The organism is Desulfosarcina sp. (assembly GCF_055467485.1).
On the sequence record NZ_JBUOIV010000003.1, the window covers coordinates 133,092 to 158,275 of the forward strand.

Below are 25,184 nucleotides of genomic sequence, written 5' to 3' on the forward strand. Positions count from 1 at the left end.
GCGTAGGGCATGACCATCACCGAGGTATCCCGGAAAGTGAGGCCCATGAAGACCCACAACGAATCCGAACTGCCTGATACGGTCTATTTTTTCGGCACCTGCCTCATGGATGCCGTCTATCCCGATGCCGGGATGGCGGCCATCCGGATGCTCGAGTCCCTGGGCGTCAAGGTGGTCTTTCCCCAAGGCCAGTCCTGCTGCGGCCAACCGGCGTATAATTCCGGTTTTTCACATGAAGCCAGGGCCGTCGCCCGCAAGCAGATTCGCGTGTTTTCCAAACCATATCCCATCATCGTGCCTTCCGGATCCTGTGCCGGTATGATGAAGCACCACTACCCGGACTTGTTCGCCGGTACACCCGATGAAGACGCTGCGCGCCGTTTTTCCGGACGGGTTTATGAATGGTCCGAGTACCTGATTTCGGTGCTGGCCGTGGAGCTCGAAGACCGGGGGGAACCGCTGACGATCACCTGGCACAGCTCCTGTCACGCCCTGCGCGAAATGAATGTGGTCCGGTATTCCAAGGCCTTGATCCGGCAGTTGAAAAACGTGACCCTGGTGGAGCTGGAACGCGAGACGGAGTGCTGCGGGTTCGGCGGCACCTTTGCCGTCAAGCAGCCTGCCATATCGGCCGCCATGGTCAGGGACAAGGTGGACGATATCCGTCGGACCGGTGCTACGACGCTGGTGGCCGGCGACTGCGGGTGCCTGATGAACATCACCGGCGCCATGGAACACGCCGGTGTGGCAATTGCCGGCAAACACCTGGCCGAATTCCTCTGGGAGAGAACCCATGGACAATAAGTCGACGTTCGACTTCGAGCACAACATTACCGACGCCCTGGACGACGGTCAGCTCCGCAAAAACCTGCGCAAGGCGATGGATATCCTGGTCGACAAGCGCCGTGCGGTTTTTCCGGACACCGCCTACCTCGAACAACTGCGCTCGGCCGGCAATGCCATCAAGCGCCGCGCACTGAAACAGCTGCCCCGTCTGCTGGAGCAGCTCGAAGCCAACTGCACCAAAAACGGCATTCAGGTGCACTGGGCCGAAGACACGGCCCAGGCCAACGGCATCGTACTCGACATCCTGCATCACCACGATGCCCACAACATCGTCAAGGGCAAGTCAATGGTCTCCGAGGAGATGCACCTGAACCATTTTCTCGAAGCACACGACATAGAAGCCATCGAGACCGACCTGGGCGAGTTCATCATCCAGCTCAACCACGAAACCCCATCGCACATCATCGTACCGGCCATCCACAAGAACAAGGATGAAGTGGCCGCCATTTTCCATGAAAAAATTCCGGATACCCCGTATACGGAAGACGTGGAGGAGCTGACCGCCATTGCCAGGCGGGTGCTGCGCAAGCGCTTCGCTGCAGCCACGGTCGGGCTGTCCGGCGTCAATTTCGCCATCGCCGAAACCGGGACCCTGCTGCTGGTGGAAAACGAGGGCAACGGCCGCATGTGTACCACCGCACCCGACGTGCACGTGGCGGTGATGGGCCTGGAAAAGGTTATCGAAAAGCTTTCCGACGTGCCGCCCCTGTTACGGCTGCTGACCGGATCGGCCACCGGGCAGACGATCACCACCTATGTCAACATGATCACCTCGCCCCGCCGTTCCGGAGAAAAGGACGGTCCCAGAGAAGTCCACCTGGTCATCCTGGACAACGGCCGCTCGCGCATGCTGGCCGATCCGGAGTTCCGTCAAACGTTACTTTGCATCCGCTGCGGTACCTGCCTGAATCATTGCCCCGTTTACGTTCGCATCGGCGGTCATGCATACGGGCACGTCTATCCGGGGCCCATCGGCAAGATCCTGACCCCACAGATGGAGGGGCTCGAACGCGCCGGGGTGCTGGCCACGGCTTCCAGTCTTTGTGGGGCATGCGGAGAGGTCTGCCCGGTGCAGATCCCCATTCCGGCGTTAATCCGCCGCCTGCGCAACGAGAGCTACGACCAGGATGGCAGCGCCGTCGTTGAAGGCGGGGGTTACAAAAAGAACCTGGCTGAAACGCTGGTGTGGAAAGGTTGGGAATTGGCCAACCGTTCACCCGTGCTCAATGAAATAGGCACCCGATTAGCCGGGACGATGGGGAAGCGCATGCCCAACGTCGGCCCGCTTAAAAAATGGACACGGGTTCGCACGTCTCCTAAAGTGGCCCGTGCCAGCCTTCACGAATGCGCTCGCAACGAAGGGGTGAAAGATGAGTAGCCACCAGAATGCCCGTGAACGGATATTGGCCCGCCTGCATGCCTCCGGTACGGAGCGGACGACGGTTCAGGAGGTGCCGCTGCCGCCGGAATTGTCTCTCGATCGAGAGGCGAAGATTGAACGCCTGGCGGCGATGATGACAGCCATGCGCACTGACGTCCACATCGTTGACACCCACAGCTGGAGCGACAGGCTCAAAGAACTGGCCCGGGATAAGGGTTGGAGGCGGCTCCTGTATGGTGCAGGGGGACCGATCGGCTCGAAAATTGCGAGCACATGGGAATCCGATACCGCGGGACTGCCGGAATTGGTGGACTACGCCGGACCGGTGGAGTCTTTCAAAGCGGATCTCTTTCAGATCGATGCCGGGATTACGAGTGTCCGCGCAGGGGTGGCCGAGACCGGTGCCTTGGTCCTTTGGCCCACCGTGCACGAGCCGCGACTGATGTCCCTTGTGCCGCCGGTCCACGTGGCGGTGCTCGATGCCGACACGATATACAACTCGATGGCAGAGATGATGGCCGTTGAACGATGGGCCGACGGCATGCCCACCAACGCCCTGTTGATATCCGGTCCGTCCAAAACCGCCGACATCGAATTTACTTTGGTGTTCGGGGTCCACGGCCCCAAAGAATTGGTACTACTGATTCGGAAGTAAAAGGTAATTTGTCATGATCGCTGATTCGCTTGTCCGTCAATTTAAAACCGTCGTGGGTGACGATAACGCGTGGACCGATGCCACCGATCTGCACACTTACTCCTACGATGCCGCCGTCGTCGATTCGGTCCAGCCCGGGCTGATCGTTCGCCCAACCACCATCGAGTCCCTGGGAAAGACGGTGCGTCTGTGCAATGACAACGGCTTGCCCCTGACTGTCCGGGGCGCCGGCACCAACCTGAGCGGCGGTACCGTACCCCTTCCCGGCGGGGTGGTCATCGTGACCAACGGCATGAAATCCATTCTGGAGATCAACGAGGCGGATATGTATGCCGTGGTCCAGCCCGGTGTGGTCACAGCCAAGCTGGCTGCCGCCGTGGAAGCCAAAGGCCTGTTCTATCCGCCCGATCCCGGCAGCCAGGCCGTCTCGACGATCGGCGGCAACGTGGCTGAAAACGCCGGCGGCTTGCGTGGCCTGAAATACGGCGTTACCCGGGATTACGTGATGGGGATGAGCTTCTTCGATGTGGAGGGCAACCTGGTCAAATCAGGATCCCGGACGGTCAAGTGCGCCACCGGGTACAACCTCACCGGGCTGATGGTCGGCTCCGAAGGCACACTAGGCGTGTTTGCCGAAATCATCCTCAAACTGATCCCGCTGCCTGTCCATCGCAAGGCCATGATGGCCGTTTTCGAATCTCTGGAACGGGCCTCCGAAACCGTAGCCGCTATTATTGCCGATCGGATCGTTCCGGCCACCCTGGAGTTTCTCGATAATTTCACCATCCGGGCTGTGGAAGATTTCAGCCAGGCCGGTCTGCCCAGGGACGCCGCTGCCATGCTGCTGGTGGAACTGGACGGCCATGCGGCCCAGGTGGAAGAAGACGCCGCCCGGGTCGAGGCCCTTTGCCGGACCATGGGGGCGACATCGGTGCGCGTGGCCCAGGATGCGGCTGAACGGGACCGGGTTTGGGCTGCCCGCCGCGCGGCCCTTTCCGCCCTGGCCCAACTCAAACCGACCCTGGTGCTGGAAGACGCCACGGTGCCCCGCAGCCGCCTGCCGGAGATGGTCGTCGCCATTCAGGAGATCGCCAAACGGTATGATCTGACCATCGGGACCTTCGGCCACGCCGGCGACGGCAACCTGCATCCCACGATCTTGACCGACAAGCGCGACCATGCCGAGTGGGAGCGGGTTGAGAAGGCCATCGACGACATCTTCGATGAGGCGCTGAAAATGGGGGGCACGCTTTCCGGCGAACACGGTACCGGCCTGGCCAAATGCCGCTACCTGGAAAAAGAGACCAGTGCCGGCACCATTCTTTTTTCCTCACGGGTCAAACGGGCACTGGACCCGAAAAACATCCTCAATCCCGGCAAAATCATCGCCGGTAAGGCATAGCACTATGGCATCGATGGACGCACTCGCCCGCCTCATGCGGGACCTGGAAGAGCAGCTGGTCGTATGCATGCGTTGCGGCATGTGCCAGTCCGTTTGCCCGGTCTTCGATCAGACCGGACGAGAGGCCGACGTGGCCCGGGGCAAGCTGGCCCTGCTCAACGGCTTGATGGAACAGATGTTCGACGACCCCGAAGGGGTTTACCAGCGGCTGAACAAATGCCTGCTGTGCGGATCATGCGCGGCCAACTGCCCCAGCGGGGTGAGTGTGCAGGAGATCTTTCTCAAGGCCCGGGCCATTCTCACCGGATATATGGGCTTGTCGCCGGCCAAGCGGCTGATTCTGAAAGGCATGCTGGCCAACCCGACGCTTTTCGATCGATTGACCGAGTGGGGGGCCCGGTTTCAGAAAATTTTTACCCGTCCGGTCAACGACATCGTCGGGACCTCCTGCGCCCGGGTGATGTCGCCCCTGATCCAGGACCGCCATTTCCGGACGCTGGCTCCGGTGCCCTTCCACCGTCAGGTGGCCGCCATCGATCGCCCGGCGGGAAAGTCGGGGCTCAAGGTGGCGGTTTTCACCGGGTGCCTCATCGACAAGATGTTTCCCGCCATTGCCCGCAGCGCCATCAAGGTCCTGGACCATATGGGCGTCGGGATCTTTTTGCCCGCAAACCAGGGATGCTGCGGTATCCCGGCCCTGTCCAGCGGTGATCTTTCCACCTTTCAGAAACTGCTGAGCCATAGCCTGGAACGATTCAAAAAGGGTCGCTTCGACTTTCTGGTCACCGCCTGTGCCACCTGCACCTCCACCATCCATGAGATCTGGCCGAAGATGGCGGACGAGAGTAACCGCGACGCGGCGACTCAACTGGCCCGGCGGACCATGGACATCAATCAGTTCCTGGTCAAGGAGGCCCATCTTCAGCCGTTGACCAACTCAACCGGCAGCGACCGTACCGTTACCTACCACGACCCGTGCCATTTGAAGAAAAGCCTGAAGGTGTTCATCGAACCCCGTACCGTGATCAAGGCCGCCCCTGGGTGCAAGCTGACGGAGATGGCCGAATCCGACTGGTGCTGCGGTATGGGCGGGAGTTTCAACCTGCAGTATTACGATATTTCAAAGGGTATCGGGATGAAAAAGGCGGCTCAGATTAAAGATACCGGCGCCAACGTGCTGGCCACGGGATGTCCGGCCTGCATGATCCAAATCTCCGACATGCTCTCCCAGGCCGATGCGAAAGTCACCGTGCGGCATCCCATCGAATTGCTGGCAGAAGCCCTGGACCCATGAAGATACAGCTCAAACCCATCAGCCCCAAGCGCATTTCCGATCAGGTGTTCGACCAACTGCGGGAGATGATTTTTCGCGGGGACTACCAGCCCGGCCAGCAGATCATGACCGAGCGGGAACTCGCCGAAGCCCTGAATGTCAGCCGCAATTCCGTGCGCGAAGCCATCAACAAGCTGGTCACCCTGCGCTTTTTGGAACAGCGCCAGGGCCAGGGCACCTTCGTGCGTTCAATCGATGAGGCCGTGAAAATTCCGCTGGCCACGGTGATGGAGACCCAGGATGCCAGCCTCATCGACCTGCTGGAAATGCGCATGGGCATCGAGTGCACGGCTGCTTCGCTGGCGGCCCAGCGGGCCAACGCGGCGGATCTGGATGCCATCGAGAAAGCCATCTGCGAGATGGAAACCGATACCCGTGCCGGCGGACTGGGCACCGATGGGGATCTTTCCTTCCACATGGCCATCGCCTGGGCAACCAAAAATCCCCTGCAGATCTACATCATGAAGAATGTCTCGGACTTCCTGCACCTGGGCATCCGGGAAAACCTGCTGCACCTTTACGAAGATCCGGATAACGTCGCGGAGATCCTTCGGCAGCACAAGGCCATCTATCAGGCCATCCGCAGCGGTGACGCCGAAGCTGCTTACCGGACCATGAATAACCACATCAATTATGTGATCCGCTTTTTCCGTAACCGGCTGTGACCGGTTGACCCCCTCGCCCATCGGTTCCCGCCTCACATTCATTGGCCCCACACGATCCCCCTGAAGGAAATTTAGCCGCCGGCCAGGTAAGGCATCCGTTGGCGGTTGAATCGAGCCCGCGTGCGTCTATCCCACGGCTGGGCCAGGAATCCGCCAGCGGAGCGGAATTCAAGCCCTGGCCTTGGCTGCAATTGTTTTGTATAAGGTCAAATGATCAACACCAGATAAAGGCATCACAGTCAGTCGGTTAACACGCTACAGGAGGGACGAACGATGGGTGAAATAGAAAAATTCCAACAGGAACGGCAGGCGCTCAACGAACTGGTCATGAAATATGCCGGGCTGGGCACCAAGCGGTACTACAGCCTCGACTCGCAGGCTTACCGCGAAGGGGTGCTGCCGGCCAAGACCAAAGAGCTGCTGGGCCTGGTGGCCAGCTTTGTGCTGCGCTGCGACGACTGCATCACCTACCATGTGATCCGCTGCCATGAAGAGGGCGTCTCCAGTGAAGAGCTGGAGGAAGCGCTGTTCATCGGCCTGATCGTGGGGGGGACGATTACCATTCCCCACCAGCGCCGGGCCATGAGGGCCTGGGATGAATTGAAAAACAAGCCGTCCCAATAATGGATCGCCAGTCTTTCTGAGCCATAATGGGCCGTAGCCGTTCCGGATGGTCTCTTCGTTTTGAACCATTTGAAGAAAGGCGTCCCCGACCTGGGTGCGAACCCGCCACAAGGGGTGTTTCGGGTTCAAGGCAGATCGGGCGCCCTTTAATCCAAGGCGTTGCCAAGCAGCCATATCCGATTAGCCGGGCGAGTCAACTGCAGTGAAAGGATTTAGCCCGTCGAATCTTCAGGCATCCAGGCTTGGTTTGTCGTCTCTTGTCATGTCTGTGAATTCAGGACCACCATTGACGTTTAAAAAAATAAGTAAAATAACATTTTTCTATCGGCCTTGGCACCGATATCGTTAATTGCAATTTGATTTCCGCAACGATGGCGATTAACTTCAACGCGAATTCAATCCAACGCAATCTTAGACCATTCATCTATTCCGTGCCCCTTGAGAAAGGATAGGTGTGAAAGCCGGTTGTCTTGCATTGATCCGCAAATGACGGTATTGGATATTCTGACCCGCCACCGGAAAACCGAGGCGGTTTTCAAGGCCTGGGACCGCCGGGCAGGCGATTGCATCTGTTGCCAGGCATTGTTCGACACGGTGCATCAGGTGGCCGACAGATACGGACTGAATCTGGAGACGTTGATGGAAGAGCTCCATGCCGCCGTCAACCGAACCGATGTTACTTACAGGAAATGAAAACACCCATTTTCCGATCTACCCTCTAAGCGGGAGAAACAAAATGGCTGAGAACAACCCAACCTTGAAGCCGCTACGCTTGACCGAGACGGTCAGAGGGGCCGGCTGAGCGTCCAAACTGCCTCCAGGGGACCTGGAAAAGGCGTTGTGTGGGCTGGATTTTCCAACCGACCCGAATGTGCTGGTTGGCCTTTCCCGGACGGATGATGCCGGGGTTTACCGGGTGTCCGACGATCTGGCCTTGATTCAGACCGTGGATTTTTTCACGCCAGTGGTGGACGATCCATACTGGTTCGGTCAGATTGCCGCGGCCAATGCCCTGAGCGATGTCTACGCCATGGGCGGGGAGCCCAAAACAGCCCTGAATTTGGTGGGATTCCCCCTTAAGCGAATGGACCTTTCCATACTGAGAGAAGTGATCCAGGGAGGCATCGACAAGATCAGGGAAGCGGGTGTGGTGCTGCTGGGCGGTCATAGCGTGGAGGATGAAGAATTCAAATACGGACTTTCCGTGACCGGCTTCATCCATCCGAACCGGATTCTCACCAAACAGGGTCTTCATGTAGGCGACCAGCTGGTGCTCACCAAGCCTTTGGGTACGGGTATCGTCAACACGGCCATCAAAGGCAATCTGGCCTCGGGGGAGATCACCCGTAAGGTGACCGCCATCATGGCAGCCCTGAACCGGACTGCCGCCACGGTGATGAGGGAATACCCGGTTCACGCCTGTACGGATATTACCGGCTTCGGGCTCATCGGTCATCTGGCCGAAATGATGCAGGGAGCCGGCGTGGGATTGAAGATCGTCCTGGAAAAACTGCCCATCATCGATGTGGCGCTCGGGTTTGCAGCCATGGGCATGGTCCCCGGCGGTACTCACAAGAATCGCAGTTTTCGCGCTCAGATGGTGGATATGGACGAGGGCGTGGATCCGGCTATGCAGGATATCATCTACGACCCCCAGACCTCCGGAGGCCTGTGCATTGCCGTTGCACCGACATCGGCAGAAGGGTTGGTGGACCATCTTCAAAGCGAAGGTGTGGAGCATGCGGCTATCATCGGTGAGGTGGTGGACTACCCGGCAGGAATCATCCAGGTCGTTTAGGGCGTGCATCAACTTTCAGTGTCAACCGGCTTTCTGTGCATCGACATCAAGGATCGATTGTCGAATCGGCGCCTTGATGATTATTCGGGTTGCCGGTATTATTTCTGACTGACGGTTGACGGTACACATAACGTGAACCCATTGGTATCGTGAGGATGGCGAATTGAACAAGATCGACGCAAGAGGATTGTCCTGCCCGGCACCGGTGCTGGAAACCAAGGCCGCCGTGGAGAGTATGCACCCCCATCGCATCGATGTAATCGTGGATAATGAACCGGCGAGACAGAATGTGGTCCGTTTTCTGGAATCGCAGGGCTACCGAACCCGCGTCGAGCAAGAGGGTGAGTCTTACACGGTTATCGGCACTGGCGACAGGGAGGTTCCTGAACCAAAGCCGGCTGAAACAGCGCCGACAAGTGCTGGAAAAAAGATCATGGTGATGGTGGCAGCGGACCGTATGGGCAGTGGAGATGACCTGTTGGGCGCTAAATTGATGATCAATTTCATCAAAACCCTCAAAGAGATGGGAGACGAATTGTGGCGTTTGGTGTTCGTCAACAGTGGGGTCAAGCTGACCATCGACGGCGCCGGCACCCTTGACGATCTCAAGGACATGCAAGCTGCTGGCCTCACCATCCTGGTATGCGGCACCTGCCTCGATCACTTCCGTCTGTTGGACAAAAAGCAAGTGGGCCAGACCACCAATATGCTGGATATTGTCACCGCCATGCAACTGGCCGACAAGGTGATCAACATCTGACGGTCTGAACCGGTGCGGCGAACAATGCCGTGGCACCACGATCATCAGATGTCTGGCGGCAGTTCCTTTTCAAGCTCCGGCAACGCCCGGCGCATCTGCTTGAGGCCCTGGCGGATACGGTTTTCGTTTTCCACGAGGGCCAGGCGCAGATAGCCGTCCCCCTCCTCGCCGAAACCAGCACCGGGAGTGACCGCCACGTTGGCCCGCTCCATCATTTCCACGGCAAACTTCACCGAACCCATGCGACACCATGGCTCCGGGATTTTTACCCAGACGAACATACCCGCCTTGGGCTTTGCCACTGGCCAGCCCATGCGGGTCAGTCCTTCGCACATGACGTCCCGCCGGCTCTGGTAGAGCCGGGCCTGGGCGGCGATATCCGCTTCGCAGTCCCGCATCGCCACGATGCCGGCGATCTGGATCGGAGAGAAGATGCCGTAGTCGTAATAGCCCTTGATCTTTCCAAGACCTTCGATAATCTTTGGATTTCCCACACAATAACCCACCCGCCAGCCTGCCATATTGTATGACTTGGAAAAAGAGCCGAACTCCACGCCTACGTCCATGGCACCGGGAACCTCCAGAAAACTGGGAGCGGTGTAGCCGTCGAAGGTGACCCGGGCATAGGCGAAATCATTGACCACCATAAACTGGTATCGCCTGGCCAAGCCCACAATCTGAGCGAAAAATTCTCGCGATGCAAGCGCCCCGGTGGGATTGTGGGGGTAGTTGAGCATCAGCAGGCGGGGAGCGGGCGTCATCGATTCGCACATGGCGGTAATACGCCTTAAAAACTCATCTTCCGAGGCGATGGGAACCCTGATGACGCTCGCCCCGGCAATGACGGCGGCGTAGACATGAATCGGAAAGGCCGGGGCCGCCACCAGTACCGTGTCACCCGGCCCTACCAAGGCCAGGCACAGGTGGGATATCCCCTCCTTGGAGCCGATGGTGCAGATCACTTCGTTTTCCGAGTGGAGTTCCACCATATAGTTGCGCCGGTAGTAAAGGGCGATCTCGCGACGCAGGTGCTGCATACCGCCGGCAACCGGATAGCGATGGGTCTTGGGGTCCTGGGCGACTTCACACAATTTGCCGATAACGCCATCCGGGGCAGGGTCCATGGGGTTTCCCATTCCCAGATCGATGACGTCCTCTCCATTCCAGCGGCGCTCCATTTTCATCTTGTTGATCATCCCGAACAGGTACGGGGGCAGTTGGGACATGCGTTCCGAAAAGCGGATGTTCGTTGCGGTTTCCATGCGTTTCTCCTTGAATCGGTTTTTTTGGTATCCCCCATCACCGGCATTAAAAAACCCCCGGGCCTTCCGGCCAGGGGGTTTGAAGCGAAAAGGGCCGGCGTCGGGTCCGGCCCAATGAGAATCGGTGATTCAGCTGTGGTTTGTGCTGCCGCCGATCGTCAAGGGACCGAGTCCGTTGCGGCAGCCGCGGCAAAAATAGCATAGTTCTTCACGGCAAATTACCTTATTCGGGATAGCTGACAATGTACCCTCTCTTAGCAAAGCCGCTGAGGGGCTGTCAACGCTTCTCAAGATCATCGATGCATTTGACCCGGGAATCCGAAACAATGTATAACCGCTTCATCACGTCATCGCCTCCGATGTCGGCTGATCCATAAAAATGAGAAAGAAAAGGCCATGTTTGCACTCAAAAAGACGATCACCCCGTTTATCCTGCCGCCGGGTATATTCATCCTGGCGATCGGTTTGCTGTCATTGGTGATGGTTTACCGCAAACGATGGAGACTGGCGCTGGCGAACCTGATCGTGGGGATGATGCTATGGGTCCTTTCCACCGTTCCGATGGCCAATTTGTTGATTCGGGGCCTGGAGTCGGATTTCTCCATCCCGGCGAATCCGTCGGGAGACGTGATCATCCTGCTGGGCGGCGGCATGATTGAGGGGGTGCCGGATCTTACCGGCACGTCGACGCCATCACCGTCAACGATGGGCCGGATCGTCACCGCCGTGAGGCTTTACCGGCATCTGGGGCTGCCCATTATCGTAACCGGTGGCCGGGCACACGATGATGCAGACGCCGCTGTTGCGACAATTGCCAGGCGGTTTCTGATGGACCTGGGGGTTCCGGAACAATCGATTACGGTGGAAGACCGGGCGCGGGACACGGCGCAGAATGCCCGGCTGACTGCCGCCATCTGCAGGCAGCAGGGTTTTTCCAAGCCCATCCTGCTCACCGCGGCCTACCACCTGAAACGGTCACGGATGGCCTTCGATGCCGCCGGTATGAAGGTGAATCCGTTTCCCGCTTATTATCTGGGCTCCCGGGACATCCCTTTCACCTGGCGCGACCTCTTGCCCCGTGCAAGCACCTTGCATACTTCCGCCAACGCCCTTCACGAATATATCGGCATTTTATACTACCGGATGGTTGGGCCCTAGTCGACGCAGCAGCGGATATTGACCCTCTGCGGGTCAGCGGGCTCCGGTTACCAGATGCTATCGTATCCGTATCAGAACACTTGAAAATGGAAGGTGCATGATGAAAAAGTCACTTGTCCCCATACTGCTCCTGGCGCTCTGGGGGATCGTTGCCTGTGCCGCCTCGCCACCGGCGACTTCGTCTGTCGGCAGTCCCGACGAAGGGGATCGGCAGCTCAAAAGGGGTATCTATTGGTATCAGAAGGGGTGTACCCGCAAGGCCATGGAGCATTTTCACGCTGCCCACGAGCACTATGCACTCACCGATCAGCAGGCAGGTGTGGCGCGCAGCCTGAACAGCATCGCCAATGGCTACCGCCACGCAGGCAAGGCCGAAGATGCACGGCTGTTTTACGATGCCGCCATTGCCGCCGCCAGACGCTGCGACGACCAGCGAGTGATGGCCCAGGCCCTGTCCAACAAGGCGGCGAGTCTGATTGAGTCGGATGACCTGGCCGGCGCCGAGGTGCTTCTGGACGAGGCGCAACTGCTGGCCCGGGAGACCGGCCCGGTTTATGCGATGGTATTGAACCATCGTGCCGTCTTGTCAATGATGGCGAATCGAACCGATGAAGCCGAAACCCTTTTGGATCAGGCGGAGTCAGCAGCGGTTGGCGACGGATTCAATGCCGATGCGACCATCCGTTTCACGCGGGGGCGGTTGAAGATGAAGACCGGTAATTATGCGCAAGCCATGAGCCATTTTCAGAAGGCCCTGGAATTGGACCGCCAGGCCGGGTTCAGTCGTGGGATGGCCGACGATCTCTCTGCCATGGCCGTTATTCACGAACGATCGGGCGAGGATGAAGCCGCGCTGGATTGCCTGGATCGAAGCATTAAAATTTACGCCCTGCTGGAAAACCAGGCAAAGGTGCTGGAGAACCTGGGACGGTTGGAATCGCTGGCGGACAAAACCGGAACCGACGTCCGGGTGACCGTTCATTTTATCAACCAGTGGCTGGCCGGTGACGCGGTGGATGTCATCTGCCGATAGGGCCTGCTGGTTTCCGGAGCGACTCCCGGGGAGTCGTGCCAAAGGTGAGGACCGGCCATGACCTTTTCCCATCTCAAACCGACGGTGCCGAAGTGTTGGCTGTTTGCAGCCTCGGGTGCGATGTGGAGCGCTGTAGGCATCATGATGGGGGCCACCGCGATCGGCTGGCTGTCGGATGGTACGATGGGGCGGGGCATGGCTTATGCGCTGGCGGGACTGATTTTGTCCCTGCCTTCCGTGCGCTGGGGGTTTGGCCGCATCGCTCAAAAAAATATCAGGCGCCTGCGGCGCCTGCCGGACCGGGGATGTTTTTTTGCATTCCAGGCCTGGAAGAGCTACTTGATCGTCATGGTCATGATTGCCCTCGGGGTTTTCCTGCGGAACTCATCGATCCCGAAACATTTCCTGGCCGTCGCCTACACCGCCATCGGCGTCGCCCTGATCGTGGGCAGTTTTTATTACTACCGGCACCTGGCGCGGTTGATTCGAACCGCATCCCGCCGGGGTGGCCAACGCCATTTATTGTCCTAATCGAAGGTCAACGATGACTTCTCTATGTCCACGATGCGTTCGCCTTGCACATAATTTTTTGTTTCGTAGCGCGTGATGCCCATGAGTTTTTGGGTAATGGCACCCATGCGTTCCACCTGGGATTTGATTTTGGCGATTTTCGGGTAGACGGGGTCATCCTGATCGAGGATATCCATGAGCAGTTCCGTGTGGCCGGAGATGGCCATCATGGGTTGGTTCAACTCGTGACAGATGGCACCGACGGTTTCCAGCACCGCCTGGAGTTTTTCCCGGTAGATACGCTCGGATTCACTGCGGTGTCGATGCAGGGCGATTTCGATGGAAACCATCAAGCTGCGGGTTTCGAAGGGCTTGACCACGTAGCCGAAGGGCTCCATGACTTTGGCCCGCTCCAGGGTGGCCGGGTCCGTGTAGGCCGTGAGGTAGACGACGGGAAGGTTGAAGCGATCCCGGATCACTCCCGCGGCCTCGATACCGTCCATTTCGCCTTTTAGCTTGATGTCCATGAGCACCAGGTCCGGTCGCATCTCCCCGGCATGGGAAATGGCTGTCCTGCCGTCATGGGCCACGGCACACACCGAGTAACCGGCTTTTTCCAGGCGGCTTTTGATTTCCTGGGCCACAATGCCTTCGTCTTCCACAACCAGAATCGTCGCCTGTAGCATGTCAGAGCTCCTTGTTGGGTTGTTCAGGGGCGGTCAGCGTGATGTTGAACCGGGTCCCACTTTCCGTGTTGAGGGTAAGTGTACCACCCAACTGGGTGGTGAGCGTGTCGACGAGACGCAGACCCAGCGATTTTTTTCCAGCATCCGCCGGCCGTTCGACGATGCCCATGCCGTCGTCGGCCACCACGATTTCTATCCGTCCAGCATCAGGGGTTCGGATGACGATGTCAATCGTTCCGCTGGCATCGGGTAAAAAAGCATGCTTGAGGGCATTGGACACCAGTTCGTTAATGATCAGGCCGCAGGGCACGGCCATGTCCACCCCCAAGGCGATGTCAGCGGCCTGGACATTGAGCCGGATGCGGGCTGGATCGATCCCGTAGGCGTCGAACAGGTTGGCAGTCAGCCCCTGGACGTAGCGGCCGAAATCGATTTTTGCCAGGTCTGCCGTGCCGTAAAGCTGCTCGTGGATCAAGGCCATGGATTTGACTCGGTTTTGGCTTTCCCGCAGAATTTCCACGCCTTTGGTATCCTTCATATAATCCTCCTGAAGGTAGAGCAGGCTGGAGACGATCTGCAGGTTATTTTTGACCCGGTGATGGATTTCCTTGAGCAGCGACTCCTTTTCCGCCAGCGACTGCCTCAACTGCTGATCCGAGGCGAGCAACTCCTTTTCGGCCATCTGCCTCTCGAACAGCTCGCGTCTCAATTCGGCGGTTTTTCGCCGGACCGTCCGATTTTGCTGGAGATAGACGAGGAAAATGGCCACCAGCAGTAGGATTGCCCATAACAACACCCAAACCATGCTCCCCTGCGGTGGATTGCCGGCGGCGGCGGCATGGGCCGGTGTTGCAACCACCATCACGGCTGATGCCCCACTACGGCGGCAGCTGACAGTCATGCGGGGGGTGTGGATGGCGTGTATGGCAATCATCAGATCAGCGTATGAACCCGTTCTGCCAGGTCTTGGACGGCCCGGGCTGCTTTGCTGCCCGGTGTTTGTTCGATAAACGGCACCTGATCGAGGACGGCCTGGCGGACCGCCTTGTCTTCCGGGATGCTGCCCAGGTGGAACAGCTCCAGGTTAAGAAACCGCTGGGTCACCCGTTGGATGGTATCCACAGTATGCTTGCCTTCGCGGGTCCCGCGAACGGAATTGAGTACCAAGTTGAACCGGTTGATCCCATGATCCCGGGATAGCAGTTTGATCAGGGCGTAGGCATCGGTCATGGACGTGGGGTCCGGGCTCAGGATGAAAATGTTATGGTCGCAAAACCGATTGTACCACAACACCGACGATCCGATGCCTGCCGCCGTATCGATGATGACGTAGTCGAAATCCGATGAGACATCCTTTAAAAAGCCCGCCAGCCGCCTCTGCTGGTTTTCCCCCAGCGACACCATCTCCGGAACACCGGAACTGCCGGGCAGGATGGCCAGGTTGGGGCGGGCGAAAATCAGGGCTTGCCGTGGGTCGGCACCAATTTCCAGGATGTCCCGGATATTGCTTTTAACCGACAGCCTGAGTAGCACGTCCACGTTGGCCAGCCCCATGTCGCCGTCTATGACCAGGACGCGTCTGTTGCCGCGGGTCAGGGCGATGGCGAAATTCACCGTGAAGCTGGTCTTGCCCACACCGCCTTTACCGCTGGTCACGCAAAGGGTCTGCGGCGTCTTCTTGCTCAGGGCCATACTTAATCCATCTGGGACACGTTATGGGTTAGTTGAACGTTTCCCACATTATCGGCCGCCGATGGCCTTTCTTTAACATGAGCCCAAGATAAAAACCATGGTCGATCCATCACTGGTCCGTTCGCCTGTCGGCCTTGCACCTGTTTTCCCGGCACCATTGGTCACCAATACGGGCTGTTTGTTGGGCGGGCTGTTACGATTTGATACCGGTTGTTACCATTTTGCAAAGGCTGACCGGTCAAACGCGTCTATGCTTGGCCGAACCTGTTCAACGGGGGACGCGCGTGTGGTGGGCACGCGGGAAAAGTTTTGATGGTTATTAATTAGAAAAATTAAATATTATATTGACAAAAAATTTGATTTATTTATATTGAACCCCTCACAATTATTGGAGGCGTTCATGACCGATCAAGATGTATTGAGCCGTGCCCGTTACATATTCACCACCGGCAGAATGATCCATGACCGGATCATGCGGATATCCACCGGAGCCTGCATGAGTACCTCCAAGGAGGACCGTTTCGGGGAGTTGTCTGCACCGCAGATGAACATGCTGATGATGATCCGGGTTCGCGAAACGGTGTCCGTTACGGAATTGGCAGCGCTGTTGAACGTATCCCCGCCGTCGGTTTCCACCATGGTGGACCGGCTTGTGGAGCGGGGGCTCCTGACCCGCGTTCCAAGTGATCAGGATCGTCGCAAGGTGGTTATCCGGGTTTCTCCCGAGGCGCTGGAGGATATCGCCCGGGTGGAGGAGATGATCCTGGGTGCGTTTGTCGATCTGGTCGAGGCGGTCGGGCCGGAAACCACCCAAAAGTGGTGCGAGGTACTCCGGCAGATCAAGCAGGTACTGGAAAACAAATAATTGTCAGCCTCATTCAAGGGAATCGAAATGAATATCAAGCAGGAAAATCGGCCGAAAAAACACGTGATGATCCGCATTGGCGTCTGTGTGCTGATTCTTGTGTCGGGCTGGGTGGGAATGAACGGACTGGCCAGCCTCAAAGAGCCTCCCGCCGAGGCCAAAACCGAGGAACGGCCCATCAAGGTAAAAACCACCACGGCTCAGCCCCGGGACTATCCGGTAATCATATCCGGCTTCGGTGAAGCCAAAGCTCTGACCGTGGTGACCATTGCACCGGAAGTCTCCGGCCGGGTGGTCTACACGCACCCTGACCTCAAAGCCGGGCAGATTATTCCCACTGGCGATGTCATGTTCCGTATCGATCCGTCCGATTACCAGGCCGGTCTCGAGGAAGCCCGGGCCGGGGTGACCCAGTGGCAGGCCACCGTGGCGCGGTTGAAAAAGCTATATGCCATCGACAGCCAGCGGTTGAAAACCCTTGAAAGAAGCGCCCAACTGGCCAAGGCTGAGTTCGAGCGGATCAAGCGGCTGTTCGAGGCGGACCGTGTGGGGACCCGGTCCGGGATCGATCAGGCCGAGCGTGCCTATAACAGCGCATTGGATCAGGCGGATCAGATATCCCAGGCGGTGAGCCTCTACCCCTTGCAGATCCGGGAGGCCGAGAGCAGTCTGGCATCGACACGGGCGCGTCTCTCCGTGGCTGAAACCAACCTGTCCCGCTGTGCGATCGTATCGCCCTTTAACGCCCGGATTCAATCCGTAACCGTCGAGACCGGCCAGTATGTCTCCCCCGGGCAAAATGTCCTGACCCTGGTCGACGATAGCGTCCTGGAAATTCAGGTATCGCTCGACAGCCGCGATGCCCGTCACTGGCTCCAGTTCGAGCCGGTCAGTGATCGACAGCCGACAGCATGGTTCGGCAGCCTTACGCCTGTTGAATGTTCCATACGCTGGACCGAAGATAAAACCGGACTCGGTTGGACCGGCAGGTTGAACCGGGTGGTGAAGTTCGACCAGCAGACCCGCACCCTCACCGTGGCCGTGCGGGTCAATGCCCGATCAGCCATGGGCGACGGCAACCATGCGCTGCCGCTGGTGGAAGGAATGTTCTGCACGGTCGATATACCCGGCCGGACCATGCGCGACGTATATCGATTGCCCCGCCAGGCGGTAAACTTCGAAAACAAGGCCTATCTGGTCAATGCCGACAACCGGCTCAAAACGGTGGATGTGCGCGTGGAGCGCATCGAAGGAGAGTATGTGTATGTCGGCCAGGGGATCAACGCGGGTGATACGGTGATTCTCACCCGGCTCATCGACCCGCTTGAAAACGCGCTGCTTGAATTTGCCGATGACTCGGCCAAGGGGGAGCCCGCATCATGAAACGGGTACTTGCCGCATTTGCCAGGAACACCGTGTTCGCCAACATCATCCTGGTGCTGATATTTATCGCCGGCTACATCGCTACGGCCAATATGATCCGTGAAACCTTTCCGGAGTTCTCCCTGGACATGATCACCATCTCGGTGCCCTATCCCGGTGCCGATCCGGAGGAGGTGGAAGAGGGGATCAGCCGCAAGATCGAAGAGGCCATCGAAGGACTCGAGGGCATCAAACAGTACACCACCGAATCGTCCGAAGGGCTGGGTTCGGCAAATATCGAAGTCCGCGAAAATTACGATGTGGACGAGGTGCTCGACCGGGTTCGCACCAAAGTCAACGCCATCTCCACATTCCCGGTGGATGCGGAAAAACCGGTGATCAGCGAGCTGCTGCTCAAGGATGTGGTGACGCTGCTCTACCTGTCCGGCGATATGTCCGAACGGCGGATCAAGGAGTGGTCCGAGCAGGTTAAAGACGAAATACAGCAACTGCCCAACATCTCGCAGGTGGAAACCTTCGGTGCGCGCGATTATGAAATCGCCATCGAAGTCTCCGAGGAGCGGCTGCGCCAATACGGCATTTCCTTTTCCGACGTGACCGATGCCGTCCGCCGCAGCAGCCTCAACCTGGCCGGCGGAACCATCCGTACCCGCGAGGAGGAGATCCGGGTGCGCACCATGGGACGCAAATATACGGGTGAGGAGTTGGCCTCGGTCGTGGTGCTGGCGCGTCCGGAGGGGGATGTGGTCACCTTGGGCCGGCTGGCCCATATCGACGACGGGTTTACCGAGGACCCCATTGCCGCCACGATCAACGGTGAGCCGGCCGTTCTGTTGATTGTCTACAAAACGCCTGAAGAAGATGCCCTGGTGATCTCGACAACCATCACCCGGTACATCGACGAAAAGCAGCAGCAGATACCACAGGGCGCCAATATCGAGATTCTGTACGACAACACCGACATGCTCAAGGCGCGCATCGACCTGTTGATGAGAAACGGCATCATCGGCCTGTGCATCGTCTTTTTGCTGCTGTGGTGTTTTCTCAATGCTCGGCTCTCCTTTTGGGCCGGTATGGGCATCCCCATTTCCATTGCCGGTGCCCTGGTCATCCTCTGGGCCATGGGCGGTACGATCAACATGATCTCACTGTTCGGCCTGATCATGGTGCTGGGCATCGTTGTGGATGACGCCATTGTGGTGGGCGAGGCCATCTACGTCCATCGCATGCAGGGCAAGACAGCCCTGAAAGCGGCTGTGGACGGGGTGTCGGAGGTGGGCATGCCGGTGATTGCCGCCGTGCTCACCACCATTGTGGCCTTCATGCCGTTGTTTTACGTGGGCGGTATCATGGGAAAGTTCATCTCTATCCTGCCCGCCGTGGTGATCGCCTGCCTGGTGGTGTCGCTGGTCGAGTGCCTCTTTTTGCTGCCGGCCCATTTGAGCCATCTGCCGCCTCCCAACCGGCCCATTGATCAGGAAAGGAGGCTGGTCCGGCGACTGTCCCGCGTCCAACAGGCCACCTCCCGCTGGATGGAACTGTTTGTGGCCCGCGTTTACATGCCCTTTCTCAGCAAGGCCCTGCACTGGCGCTACATATCCCTGGCAACAGCCATCACGGTGCTCATGCTCACCGTCGGCCTGGTTCGCAGCGGCATCATCAAATTCGAGGTTTTTCCCAAGCTTGACGGGTTTGTGATGACCGCCACGGCTGAATTTCCCAGCGGCACTCCGCCTGAAGTCACACGGCGGGCCATTGAAGAGATCGAGGCATCCCTGACGCGGCTGGAAAAGACCCTTCAGACCCGATCCGGCGATCCGCTGGTTCGGGATCGGTTGACGCTAGTCGGTCAGACCTTGGGCGACATGCCCCAGGTGGGACCGCACTATGGCTCTGTCCAGGCCATTCTGCTGGATTCCGATGCCCGGGGCATCCATACGGAGGAGCTGATGGTGCTCTGGGAAAAGGAGATCGGTACCCTACCCGGCATCAAATCGCTCACCTTTTCCGGCATGGAGGCCGGCCCGCCCGGTGATCCCATCGAGGTCTGGCTGCAGGGCCACGACATGGACGATATCCTGGTGGCTGCCGACGAGTTGATGGAACGGCTGAGAAAATTCGACGGCGTGTACCAGATCCGCACCGACTTCTCTCCCGGCAAAAACGAGATGCGACTGAGCCTCAAGCCGGAGGCCAGGGCGCTGGGACTCACCGTGCAGGATCTGGCGCGCCAGATCTATGCCGGTTATTATGGCGACGAGGCGCTCCGTCTTCAGCGGGGCCGGGATGACATCCGGGTAAAGGTACGCTATACCGCCGATGAACGCAGCCGGCTGTCCGACCTGGACCAGGTTCGCATCCGCACTGCCGGTGGCTTTGAGGTTCCGCTCATGTCCGTCGCCGACGTCACCTTTGCCCCCGGATTTTCCACCATTACCCGAACCGACGGCATGCGCCGGGTGGCCGTGAGTGCCGGTGTGGACACCCATAAAGCCAATGCCAACGAAATTTTTGCTGAGTTGTCGGCCAACTACTTCCCCGAGTTGAAAAAACGCCATCCCGGTATGTTCGTGGCCCTTCAGGGAGAGCAGAAGAAGATGCGCGAATCCTTCGGCAGCCTCTTTATCGGGTTTCCGCTGGCGGTGCTGGGCATTTTTATTGTTATCGCCACCATGTTTCGGTCCTACGCGCAGCCTTTCGTGATCATGTTTACCGTACCTTTCGGTATTATCGGCGCCGTATTCGGCCATTTGCTGATGGGCTACGATCTGTCCATCATGAGCATCTTCGGCATGGTGGCACTCACCGGGGTGGTGGTCAACGACGCCATTGTGCTCATCGAGCGAATCAATGAGAATTTTGCCTGCGGGGTACCGTTTTTTGAAGCGATCCTTCAGGGTGGAACGCGGCGCTTCAGGGCCATTTTCCTGACCACCTTGAGTACGGTGGGCGGACTGGCGCCCTTGATTCTGGAGACCGATTTTCAAGCCAAGTTTCTTATTCCCATGGCGCTTTCCATTGCGGCCGGTGTTGCGTTTGCCACCGTTCTTACGCTGGTTCTCATTCCCAGCCTGCTGGCCATCCTGAACGACCTGAGACTGGTGGTGCACCGTGTCAAACACGGGTATTGGCCCAGGCGCCTGGAGGTGGAACCGGCCAGGAACCGGCACGAGGACCCCCTGGCCGACGACCCGGCGCAACGGCTCTCGCCATCGGTGGATGTCTGCAAATAGCGTCCACCCAAACTTGGCATCCTCCGGTCCCGGCCTGCAACCAGGACGGCCGCTTTTAATTGGGCGGTGGCTGTTTTCATTACAATAAAGAAAGCGTGAAAAAATGAAAAGAAGAGTCAGTTGGTTTATTCTGCCCATGCTCTGTTGGGGTGTTTTCCTGCCATGGGCGGGCATCGCCCAGCAAGCTCCTGCCTCGAAAACGTCCGTGGAACCGCGCTCTGCCGGTGTTGTCGACTGGGCTGCCATGTCGACCCTGGACCTCGACACCGCCGTGGAGATCGCCCTGGCCGGCAACCCCGGACTCGAAGCGTCAGCGGCGCGCGTTCGGCAGGCCAAGGCCCAGGTGGATCAGGCGCGTTCCACCTACTGGCCCCGGCTGGACGCCAATGCTTCCGGCGCGCGGGTGGATCTTTCCGAAAACGCCTACCAGGAGAACCTGGCACTTGCCAGGCTTTTCAACCCGCGTGCATCCGTCACGGATCCTGAAAAATACTACAATGCGGATCTGACCGCATCGTGGACTCTCTTTGACGGGTTCGAACGCAAATTTGCCAATGCCTCGGCGCGGTATGGCGAACAATCCAGCACCGCCGCATTGAATGACGCCCGGCGGCTCCTGATTTCGGCCGTGGCCTTATCCTATTTTTCAGCCCAACTGGCCCTGGAGAACATCTCCATCGCCAGGGCCGATGAGGAGTTCAATCAGCGTCAGCTGGCCGACGCCGAGGCCCGCCAGCGGGTAGGTACAGGTGCGTTGAGCGACGTGCTCAACTTCCAGGTGCGAAAAAACCAGGCCAAGACCACCCGCATCAACCAGGAATACCAGCACGAGATCGCCCTTTACGGGCTGGCCGCCCTGCTGGGCATCCCCGATTCGCGGCTGCCGGCGCATGTCGCTCTGGCCCGCCTCTCGCCGGAGACCGCCCCGGAACTGTCCAGCCCGCCGGTGGATGAGCTGATTGCCAATGCCATGGATCGCCGCCCGGATATCCAGCAGGTCCAGTGGAGCATCAAACAGGCCGAGGCTCAGACCAAGATCGCCCAGTCCGGCTATTATCCAACGGTTGTCCTGGCCGGCAGCCTTGACGGGGAGCGGGTGGATGATCCGGGTTTCGGGCAGGACGATTTCGGCAACCGTGTCCAGGTCGGCCTCTCCTACAACCTGTTTTCCGGCGGCTTCACCCGGGCAAAGGTGCGCGAGGTACGGCATCGCAGGGCAGAGTTGGAAAAACGGATGGAGGAGCTGGTGCTTTCAGCGACCTCGGACATCCGCAGCTCCGTTGCGCTGGTCATGACGGCTCAGGCGCAGGTCGTCCTCCAGCGTGAAAATGTCGATCTGGTGCAGCGCACCCGGGATTTGGTCGAAAAGGAATATAACGCCGGACAGGGGTCTCTGGTCCGCCTCAACGAAGCCCAAAAGGATTTGACCACGGCCCAGAGCAACTTGGCCCTGGCCCTGGTCGGCCTGCGCCAGGCCTGGGTGGAGCTCGAAACCCGCACGGGCAATATCCTGGTCACCTACGGCACCGCCGATGCACCCTGATGACGCTGTTTCAGCTACTATCGATGGTTCCCTTCCGTTGAAAACAATGATGGCGATTGCATTTTCGATGGCTTGTCGGAGCGAAGCGGAGCGCCCGTTCATCGGGGTCGCGGGTAAGGTTCAATCTGATGGCGGGACTCGGCGCACTGGCGTTGGCGAAGATATCGAAGACCGGTTTTGGATTGGGCGCCATGCCGGGAAAAACGGATCGATTGACACGCTAGCTGACCCTGCCGCTAAAGCTCCGCTGCCGCTGCCACAGCCACGCAATCAGGACGCAGATCCCGAAGAATGCCGTCAACCCGGCGGCTTCAGGCAGCACATCCATCAGACCCCCGCCCCTGACGAATACGTCGAGGCTGCCATTCAGTCCCCATGACAAAGGGGACAGGACGCTGATCGACTGCATGAAGGCCGGCATGGCATACACCGGAACCATGATGCCCCCGATGGCGGCTGCGATGACGATGGAGATCGGCCCGAACATGGAGGCCTGCTCGTACGTGTCGACCACCGTCCCCAGTAAAATGCCGTATCCCGTGGCGGCCAGGATGGCGCTGGCGGTCACCATCACCAGGGCCAGGGGGGCGCCGCCCATCTCCAGGGAAGGGGTTCCCCACAACGGCAAAATCCATTTGCCGATGCATCCGATCAAGGCGCATTGCACGACGCAAATTCCCATATAGGCGAGGATTCTTCCGGACACCAGGGTCAGATAGCTCACGGGCATGGCCAGCAGGCGCTGGTGGGTTCCGTTGATGCGTTCCTGGATGAAGGCACCGGCCATGGGCAGGACAATGAAAAAGATGCCGAACAGGGACCATGCCGGTACGTTCTGTTGCACCGACGTGGGGATTGCCGTCATCCGGCCCGTCAGTGTCTTGCGTTCTTCCGCCCGCAGCAGGGGGAGACCGGACCACTTCAGTTTCAGATCCACCTGCGGTGGCTGGGCAATAAAATCGGCAACGGGTTCAAGGGCGGCGGCGATTGACCGGTTAATGTGATCGGGCAGCAGCCGGGCCAGGGCGGCCATTTTTTCACCTACCTCCAGCCTGAAGATCATCAGATCCAACAGATGTCGAACCGCCGAACGGAAACCGCCCAGAACGGTCGGGTCGAAATATACGTCGACCACCGGCGCCGGGGCCATCGTCCCCCCTTTTGCATCCTCCATGGACAGACTTTCCAGGGCGCTCTGCCGGGCGCGGTCGAGCACTGTGCCGGTCATTCCGGGTGGAATGATCAGGCAGAGCTGATACGCGCCTTTGGCCACGCGTTCCAATGCCAGCTGCCGATCCGGCGTCCTGCCGTCTATGGCCTCGGTTACCGTCACCCCCTCGGTGGCCTTCAGGGCATCCGCGATCTGCCGGGCCAAGGTTTGCCCATCTTCGTCGATGAGCAGGATGCGGGTCTGGTTTTCTCCTATGGCGGTCAAGGCATTTTCCTGGACAAGGGTGATCACCACCACCAGCACCGCCGGCATGACGAAGAGCACCAGCAGCCCCGCCCGGTCGCGGACGAGGAGCAGGAGTTCCTTCTGGATGACGCTGATCAACTGGCGCATTTTACCCATCCCTTAACTGCTTGCCGGTCAGGTGAAGAAACAGTCGGCCAAGATCGCAGCCTGGGGGACCCTGCGCCAGCAGCTGGTCCAGGGTCCCTTCGGTCAGGATCCGTCCCTGGTCCATGATGGCGATCCGTTGACACAAGCGCTGGGCCTCTTCCATGTAGTGGGTGGTATACAGCACCGTGGTGCCCCTGTCTCTCAGGTTTTCGATTCTGTCAAGAATCAGGTTGCGCGACTGGGCATCGATGCCCACCGTGGGTTCATCCAGGAAGAGAATCTGCGGATGGTGAAGCATTCCCACCGCCAGGTTGGCCCGGCGCTTCATTCCGCCGGAAAAGGTGCCGATCCGCTGATCGGCCCGGGTTTCCAGCCCCACCGCCGCCAAGGTCTCCTCGATCCGCCGGATCAGCAGTTCGCCTCCTAAACCGTGGAGTTTGCCGAAAAAACGCAGGTTCTCCCGTGTGGTAAGCGCCGGATAGAGGGCGATTTCCTGGGGGACCAGGCCGATGATCCGGCGCACGGCGCGTTGTTGACGCCGCAGGTCGTGGCCCTTGATGACCACCGAACCCGACCCGGGGGTCAGAATCGTGCTCAGAATAGCAATGGCCGTGGTCTTGCCGGCACCGTTGGGTCCCAGCAGTCCGAAAACCTCGCCCTCATGGAGGTGCAAATCCAGGCCATCCAACGCCGGAAGCGGATTTCCCGGGTAGTGATGGGTCAGTCCGGTGGCTTCAAGGACGATCGGGATGGATGCTAAATGGGCGGTTTCGGATATCACGATCGCTAAC

23 protein-coding genes are annotated in these 25,184 nt (G+C 58.8%); 17 read left to right on the top strand and 6 right to left on the bottom strand.

The genetic code is table 11. The features are described 5' to 3' along the window. Positions 1-45 precede the first annotated feature (45 nt). From ACZCED_RS02700 to yedF, 10 genes are all read left to right on the top strand, one after another. Positions 46-804: a (Fe-S)-binding protein gene (locus ACZCED_RS02700; RefSeq protein ID WP_462967901.1), complete on the top strand. Its 759-nt coding sequence runs from the start codon at positions 46-48 to the stop codon at positions 802-804. Further along, on the top strand, positions 794-2,224 hold the full coding sequence (locus tag ACZCED_RS02705; protein ID WP_464860157.1) for a LutB/LldF family L-lactate oxidation iron-sulfur protein: 1,431 nt from the start codon (positions 794-796) through the stop codon (positions 2,222-2,224). Before ACZCED_RS02700 ends, ACZCED_RS02705 begins: the two co-directional genes overlap by 11 nt. Continuing rightward, positions 2,217-2,882, top strand: a complete 666-nt coding sequence (locus tag ACZCED_RS02710) for a LutC/YkgG family protein (RefSeq protein ID WP_464860158.1) — start codon at positions 2,217-2,219, stop codon at positions 2,880-2,882. Before ACZCED_RS02705 ends, ACZCED_RS02710 begins: the two co-directional genes overlap by 8 nt. Positions 2,883-2,895: 13 nt before the next feature. Continuing rightward, the gene (locus ACZCED_RS02715) at positions 2,896-4,284 is read left to right on the top strand and encodes an FAD-binding oxidoreductase (RefSeq protein WP_462967904.1); all 1,389 of its coding nucleotides are present in this window, start codon (positions 2,896-2,898) and stop codon (positions 4,282-4,284) included. A gap of 4 nt (positions 4,285-4,288) precedes the next feature. Then, positions 4,289-5,578, top strand: coding sequence for a (Fe-S)-binding protein (locus ACZCED_RS02720; protein ID WP_462967905.1), 1,290 nt, complete (start codon positions 4,289-4,291; stop codon positions 5,576-5,578). Further along, on the top strand, positions 5,575-6,282 hold the full coding sequence (locus ACZCED_RS02725; RefSeq protein WP_462967906.1) for a FadR/GntR family transcriptional regulator: 708 nt from the start codon (positions 5,575-5,577) through the stop codon (positions 6,280-6,282). The genes ACZCED_RS02720 and ACZCED_RS02725 overlap by 4 nt, the downstream gene beginning before the upstream one ends. A 273-nt stretch (positions 6,283-6,555) precedes the next feature. Further along, positions 6,556-6,906, top strand: a complete 351-nt coding sequence (locus ACZCED_RS02730; protein WP_462967907.1) for a carboxymuconolactone decarboxylase family protein — start codon at positions 6,556-6,558, stop codon at positions 6,904-6,906. A 486-nt stretch (positions 6,907-7,392) separates the two neighbouring features. Then, positions 7,393-7,599 carry a hypothetical protein gene (locus ACZCED_RS02735; RefSeq protein ID WP_462967908.1) on the top strand — a complete coding sequence of 69 codons (207 nt, stop codon included), beginning with the start codon at positions 7,393-7,395 and terminating at the stop codon, positions 7,597-7,599. A 43-nt stretch (positions 7,600-7,642) separates the two neighbouring features. Continuing rightward, positions 7,643-8,704 (top strand): selenide, water dikinase SelD, encoded by a 1,062-nt coding sequence (gene selD, locus ACZCED_RS02740; RefSeq protein WP_464860159.1) that lies wholly within the window; start codon positions 7,643-7,645, stop codon positions 8,702-8,704. Between the two features lie 163 nt (positions 8,705-8,867). After that, on the top strand, positions 8,868-9,464 hold the full coding sequence (gene yedF / locus ACZCED_RS02745; protein ID WP_464860160.1) for a sulfurtransferase-like selenium metabolism protein YedF: 597 nt from the start codon (positions 8,868-8,870) through the stop codon (positions 9,462-9,464). 44 nt (positions 9,465-9,508) lie between these two features. On the opposite strand, the gene ACZCED_RS02750 is transcribed toward yedF, so the two are convergent. Beyond that, a complete protein-coding gene (locus tag ACZCED_RS02750; protein ID WP_462967911.1) occupies positions 9,509-10,726 on the bottom strand; it encodes an aminotransferase class I/II-fold pyridoxal phosphate-dependent enzyme in 1,218 nt (405 codons plus the stop codon). A 396-nt stretch (positions 10,727-11,122) separates the two neighbouring features. Here ACZCED_RS02750 and ACZCED_RS02755 point away from each other — a divergent pair, with 396 nt between their 5' ends. From ACZCED_RS02755 to ACZCED_RS02765, 3 genes are all read left to right on the top strand, one after another. Continuing rightward, the gene (locus ACZCED_RS02755; protein WP_464860161.1) at positions 11,123-11,884 is read left to right on the top strand and encodes a YdcF family protein; all 762 of its coding nucleotides are present in this window, start codon (positions 11,123-11,125) and stop codon (positions 11,882-11,884) included. Positions 11,885-11,981: 97 nt separating this feature from the next. After that, positions 11,982-12,917 (top strand): tetratricopeptide repeat protein, encoded by a 936-nt coding sequence (locus tag ACZCED_RS02760; protein ID WP_464860162.1) that lies wholly within the window; start codon positions 11,982-11,984, stop codon positions 12,915-12,917. A gap of 57 nt (positions 12,918-12,974) precedes the next feature. Further along, positions 12,975-13,448 carry a hypothetical protein gene (locus tag ACZCED_RS02765; protein ID WP_464860163.1) on the top strand — a complete coding sequence of 158 codons (474 nt, stop codon included), beginning with the start codon at positions 12,975-12,977 and terminating at the stop codon, positions 13,446-13,448. On the opposite strand, the gene ACZCED_RS02770 is transcribed toward ACZCED_RS02765, so the two are convergent. From ACZCED_RS02770 to ACZCED_RS02780, 3 genes are read right to left on the bottom strand one after another with little or no spacing between them, the layout of a single operon-like run. Further along, a complete protein-coding gene (locus ACZCED_RS02770) occupies positions 13,445-14,113 on the bottom strand; it encodes a response regulator (RefSeq protein WP_464860164.1) in 669 nt (222 codons plus the stop codon). The genes ACZCED_RS02765 and ACZCED_RS02770 overlap by 4 nt on opposite strands. Before the next feature lies 1 nt (position 14,114). Next, positions 14,115-15,047, bottom strand: a complete 933-nt coding sequence (locus tag ACZCED_RS02775; RefSeq protein WP_462967916.1) for a sensor histidine kinase — start codon at positions 15,045-15,047, stop codon at positions 14,115-14,117. Next, a complete protein-coding gene (locus ACZCED_RS02780) occupies positions 15,047-15,805 on the bottom strand; it encodes a MinD/ParA family protein (protein ID WP_464860165.1) in 759 nt (252 codons plus the stop codon). The genes ACZCED_RS02775 and ACZCED_RS02780 overlap by 1 nt, the downstream gene beginning before the upstream one ends. Positions 15,806-16,205: 400 nt before the next feature. Between ACZCED_RS02780 and ACZCED_RS02785 the strand changes: the two genes are divergently transcribed. From ACZCED_RS02785 to ACZCED_RS02800, 4 genes are all read left to right on the top strand, one after another. Further along, positions 16,206-16,670, top strand: coding sequence for a MarR family winged helix-turn-helix transcriptional regulator (locus tag ACZCED_RS02785; RefSeq protein WP_462967918.1), 465 nt, complete (start codon positions 16,206-16,208; stop codon positions 16,668-16,670). Between the two features lie 27 nt (positions 16,671-16,697). After that, a complete protein-coding gene (locus tag ACZCED_RS02790) occupies positions 16,698-18,053 on the top strand; it encodes an efflux RND transporter periplasmic adaptor subunit (RefSeq protein ID WP_462967919.1) in 1,356 nt (451 codons plus the stop codon). Next, positions 18,050-21,286: an efflux RND transporter permease subunit gene (locus ACZCED_RS02795; RefSeq protein ID WP_462967920.1), complete on the top strand. Its 3,237-nt coding sequence runs from the start codon at positions 18,050-18,052 to the stop codon at positions 21,284-21,286. Before ACZCED_RS02790 ends, ACZCED_RS02795 begins: the two co-directional genes overlap by 4 nt. A 103-nt stretch (positions 21,287-21,389) precedes the next feature. Further along, the gene (locus ACZCED_RS02800) at positions 21,390-22,829 is read left to right on the top strand and encodes a TolC family protein (RefSeq protein WP_462967921.1); all 1,440 of its coding nucleotides are present in this window, start codon (positions 21,390-21,392) and stop codon (positions 22,827-22,829) included. A 220-nt stretch (positions 22,830-23,049) separates the two neighbouring features. Here ACZCED_RS02800 and ACZCED_RS02805 read toward each other — a convergent pair whose 3' ends face one another. Both ACZCED_RS02805 and ACZCED_RS02810 read right to left on the bottom strand, forming a co-directional pair. Further along, positions 23,050-24,402 carry an ABC transporter permease gene (locus ACZCED_RS02805; protein ID WP_462967922.1) on the bottom strand — a complete coding sequence of 451 codons (1,353 nt, stop codon included), beginning with the start codon at positions 24,400-24,402 and terminating at the stop codon, positions 23,050-23,052. After that, positions 24,395-25,174, bottom strand: a complete 780-nt coding sequence (locus tag ACZCED_RS02810; RefSeq protein WP_462967923.1) for an ABC transporter ATP-binding protein — start codon at positions 25,172-25,174, stop codon at positions 24,395-24,397. The genes ACZCED_RS02805 and ACZCED_RS02810 overlap by 8 nt, the downstream gene beginning before the upstream one ends. Positions 25,175-25,184: the final 10 nt, after the last annotated feature.

Excerpts from the sequence above, each read along its gene's own strand:
- ACZCED_RS02730 (WP_462967907.1), top strand. The coding sequence starts at position 6,556 with ATGGGTGAAATAGAAAAATTCCAACAGGAACGGCAGGCGCTCAACGAA.
- ACZCED_RS02790 (WP_462967919.1), top strand. The coding sequence starts at position 16,698 with ATGAATATCAAGCAGGAAAATCGGCCGAAAAAACACGTGATGATCCGC.
- ACZCED_RS02715 (WP_462967904.1), top strand. The coding sequence starts at position 2,896 with ATGATCGCTGATTCGCTTGTCCGTCAATTTAAAACCGTCGTGGGTGAC.
- ACZCED_RS02710 (WP_464860158.1), top strand. The coding sequence starts at position 2,217 with ATGAGTAGCCACCAGAATGCCCGTGAACGGATATTGGCCCGCCTGCAT.
- ACZCED_RS02775 (WP_462967916.1), bottom strand. The coding sequence starts at position 15,047 with ATGATTGCCATACACGCCATCCACACCCCCCGCATGACTGTCAGCTGC.
- ACZCED_RS02750 (WP_462967911.1), bottom strand. The coding sequence starts at position 10,726 with ATGGAAACCGCAACGAACATCCGCTTTTCGGAACGCATGTCCCAACTG.
- ACZCED_RS02700 (WP_462967901.1), top strand. The coding sequence starts at position 46 with ATGAAGACCCACAACGAATCCGAACTGCCTGATACGGTCTATTTTTTC.
- ACZCED_RS02770 (WP_464860164.1), bottom strand. The coding sequence starts at position 14,113 with ATGCTACAGGCGACGATTCTGGTTGTGGAAGACGAAGGCATTGTGGCC.
- ACZCED_RS02785 (WP_462967918.1), top strand. The coding sequence starts at position 16,206 with ATGACCGATCAAGATGTATTGAGCCGTGCCCGTTACATATTCACCACC.
- ACZCED_RS02805 (WP_462967922.1), bottom strand. The coding sequence starts at position 24,402 with ATGGGTAAAATGCGCCAGTTGATCAGCGTCATCCAGAAGGAACTCCTG.
- ACZCED_RS02720 (WP_462967905.1), top strand. The coding sequence starts at position 4,289 with ATGGCATCGATGGACGCACTCGCCCGCCTCATGCGGGACCTGGAAGAG.
- ACZCED_RS02800 (WP_462967921.1), top strand. The coding sequence starts at position 21,390 with ATGAAAAGAAGAGTCAGTTGGTTTATTCTGCCCATGCTCTGTTGGGGT.
- ACZCED_RS02705 (WP_464860157.1), top strand. The coding sequence starts at position 794 with ATGGACAATAAGTCGACGTTCGACTTCGAGCACAACATTACCGACGCC.
- ACZCED_RS02735 (WP_462967908.1), top strand. The coding sequence starts at position 7,393 with ATGACGGTATTGGATATTCTGACCCGCCACCGGAAAACCGAGGCGGTT.
- ACZCED_RS02725 (WP_462967906.1), top strand. The coding sequence starts at position 5,575 with ATGAAGATACAGCTCAAACCCATCAGCCCCAAGCGCATTTCCGATCAG.
- ACZCED_RS02780 (WP_464860165.1), bottom strand. The coding sequence starts at position 15,805 with ATGGCCCTGAGCAAGAAGACGCCGCAGACCCTTTGCGTGACCAGCGGT.
- ACZCED_RS02795 (WP_462967920.1), top strand. The coding sequence starts at position 18,050 with ATGAAACGGGTACTTGCCGCATTTGCCAGGAACACCGTGTTCGCCAAC.
- ACZCED_RS02755 (WP_464860161.1), top strand. The coding sequence starts at position 11,123 with ATGTTTGCACTCAAAAAGACGATCACCCCGTTTATCCTGCCGCCGGGT.
- ACZCED_RS02760 (WP_464860162.1), top strand. The coding sequence starts at position 11,982 with ATGATGAAAAAGTCACTTGTCCCCATACTGCTCCTGGCGCTCTGGGGG.
- ACZCED_RS02765 (WP_464860163.1), top strand. The coding sequence starts at position 12,975 with ATGACCTTTTCCCATCTCAAACCGACGGTGCCGAAGTGTTGGCTGTTT.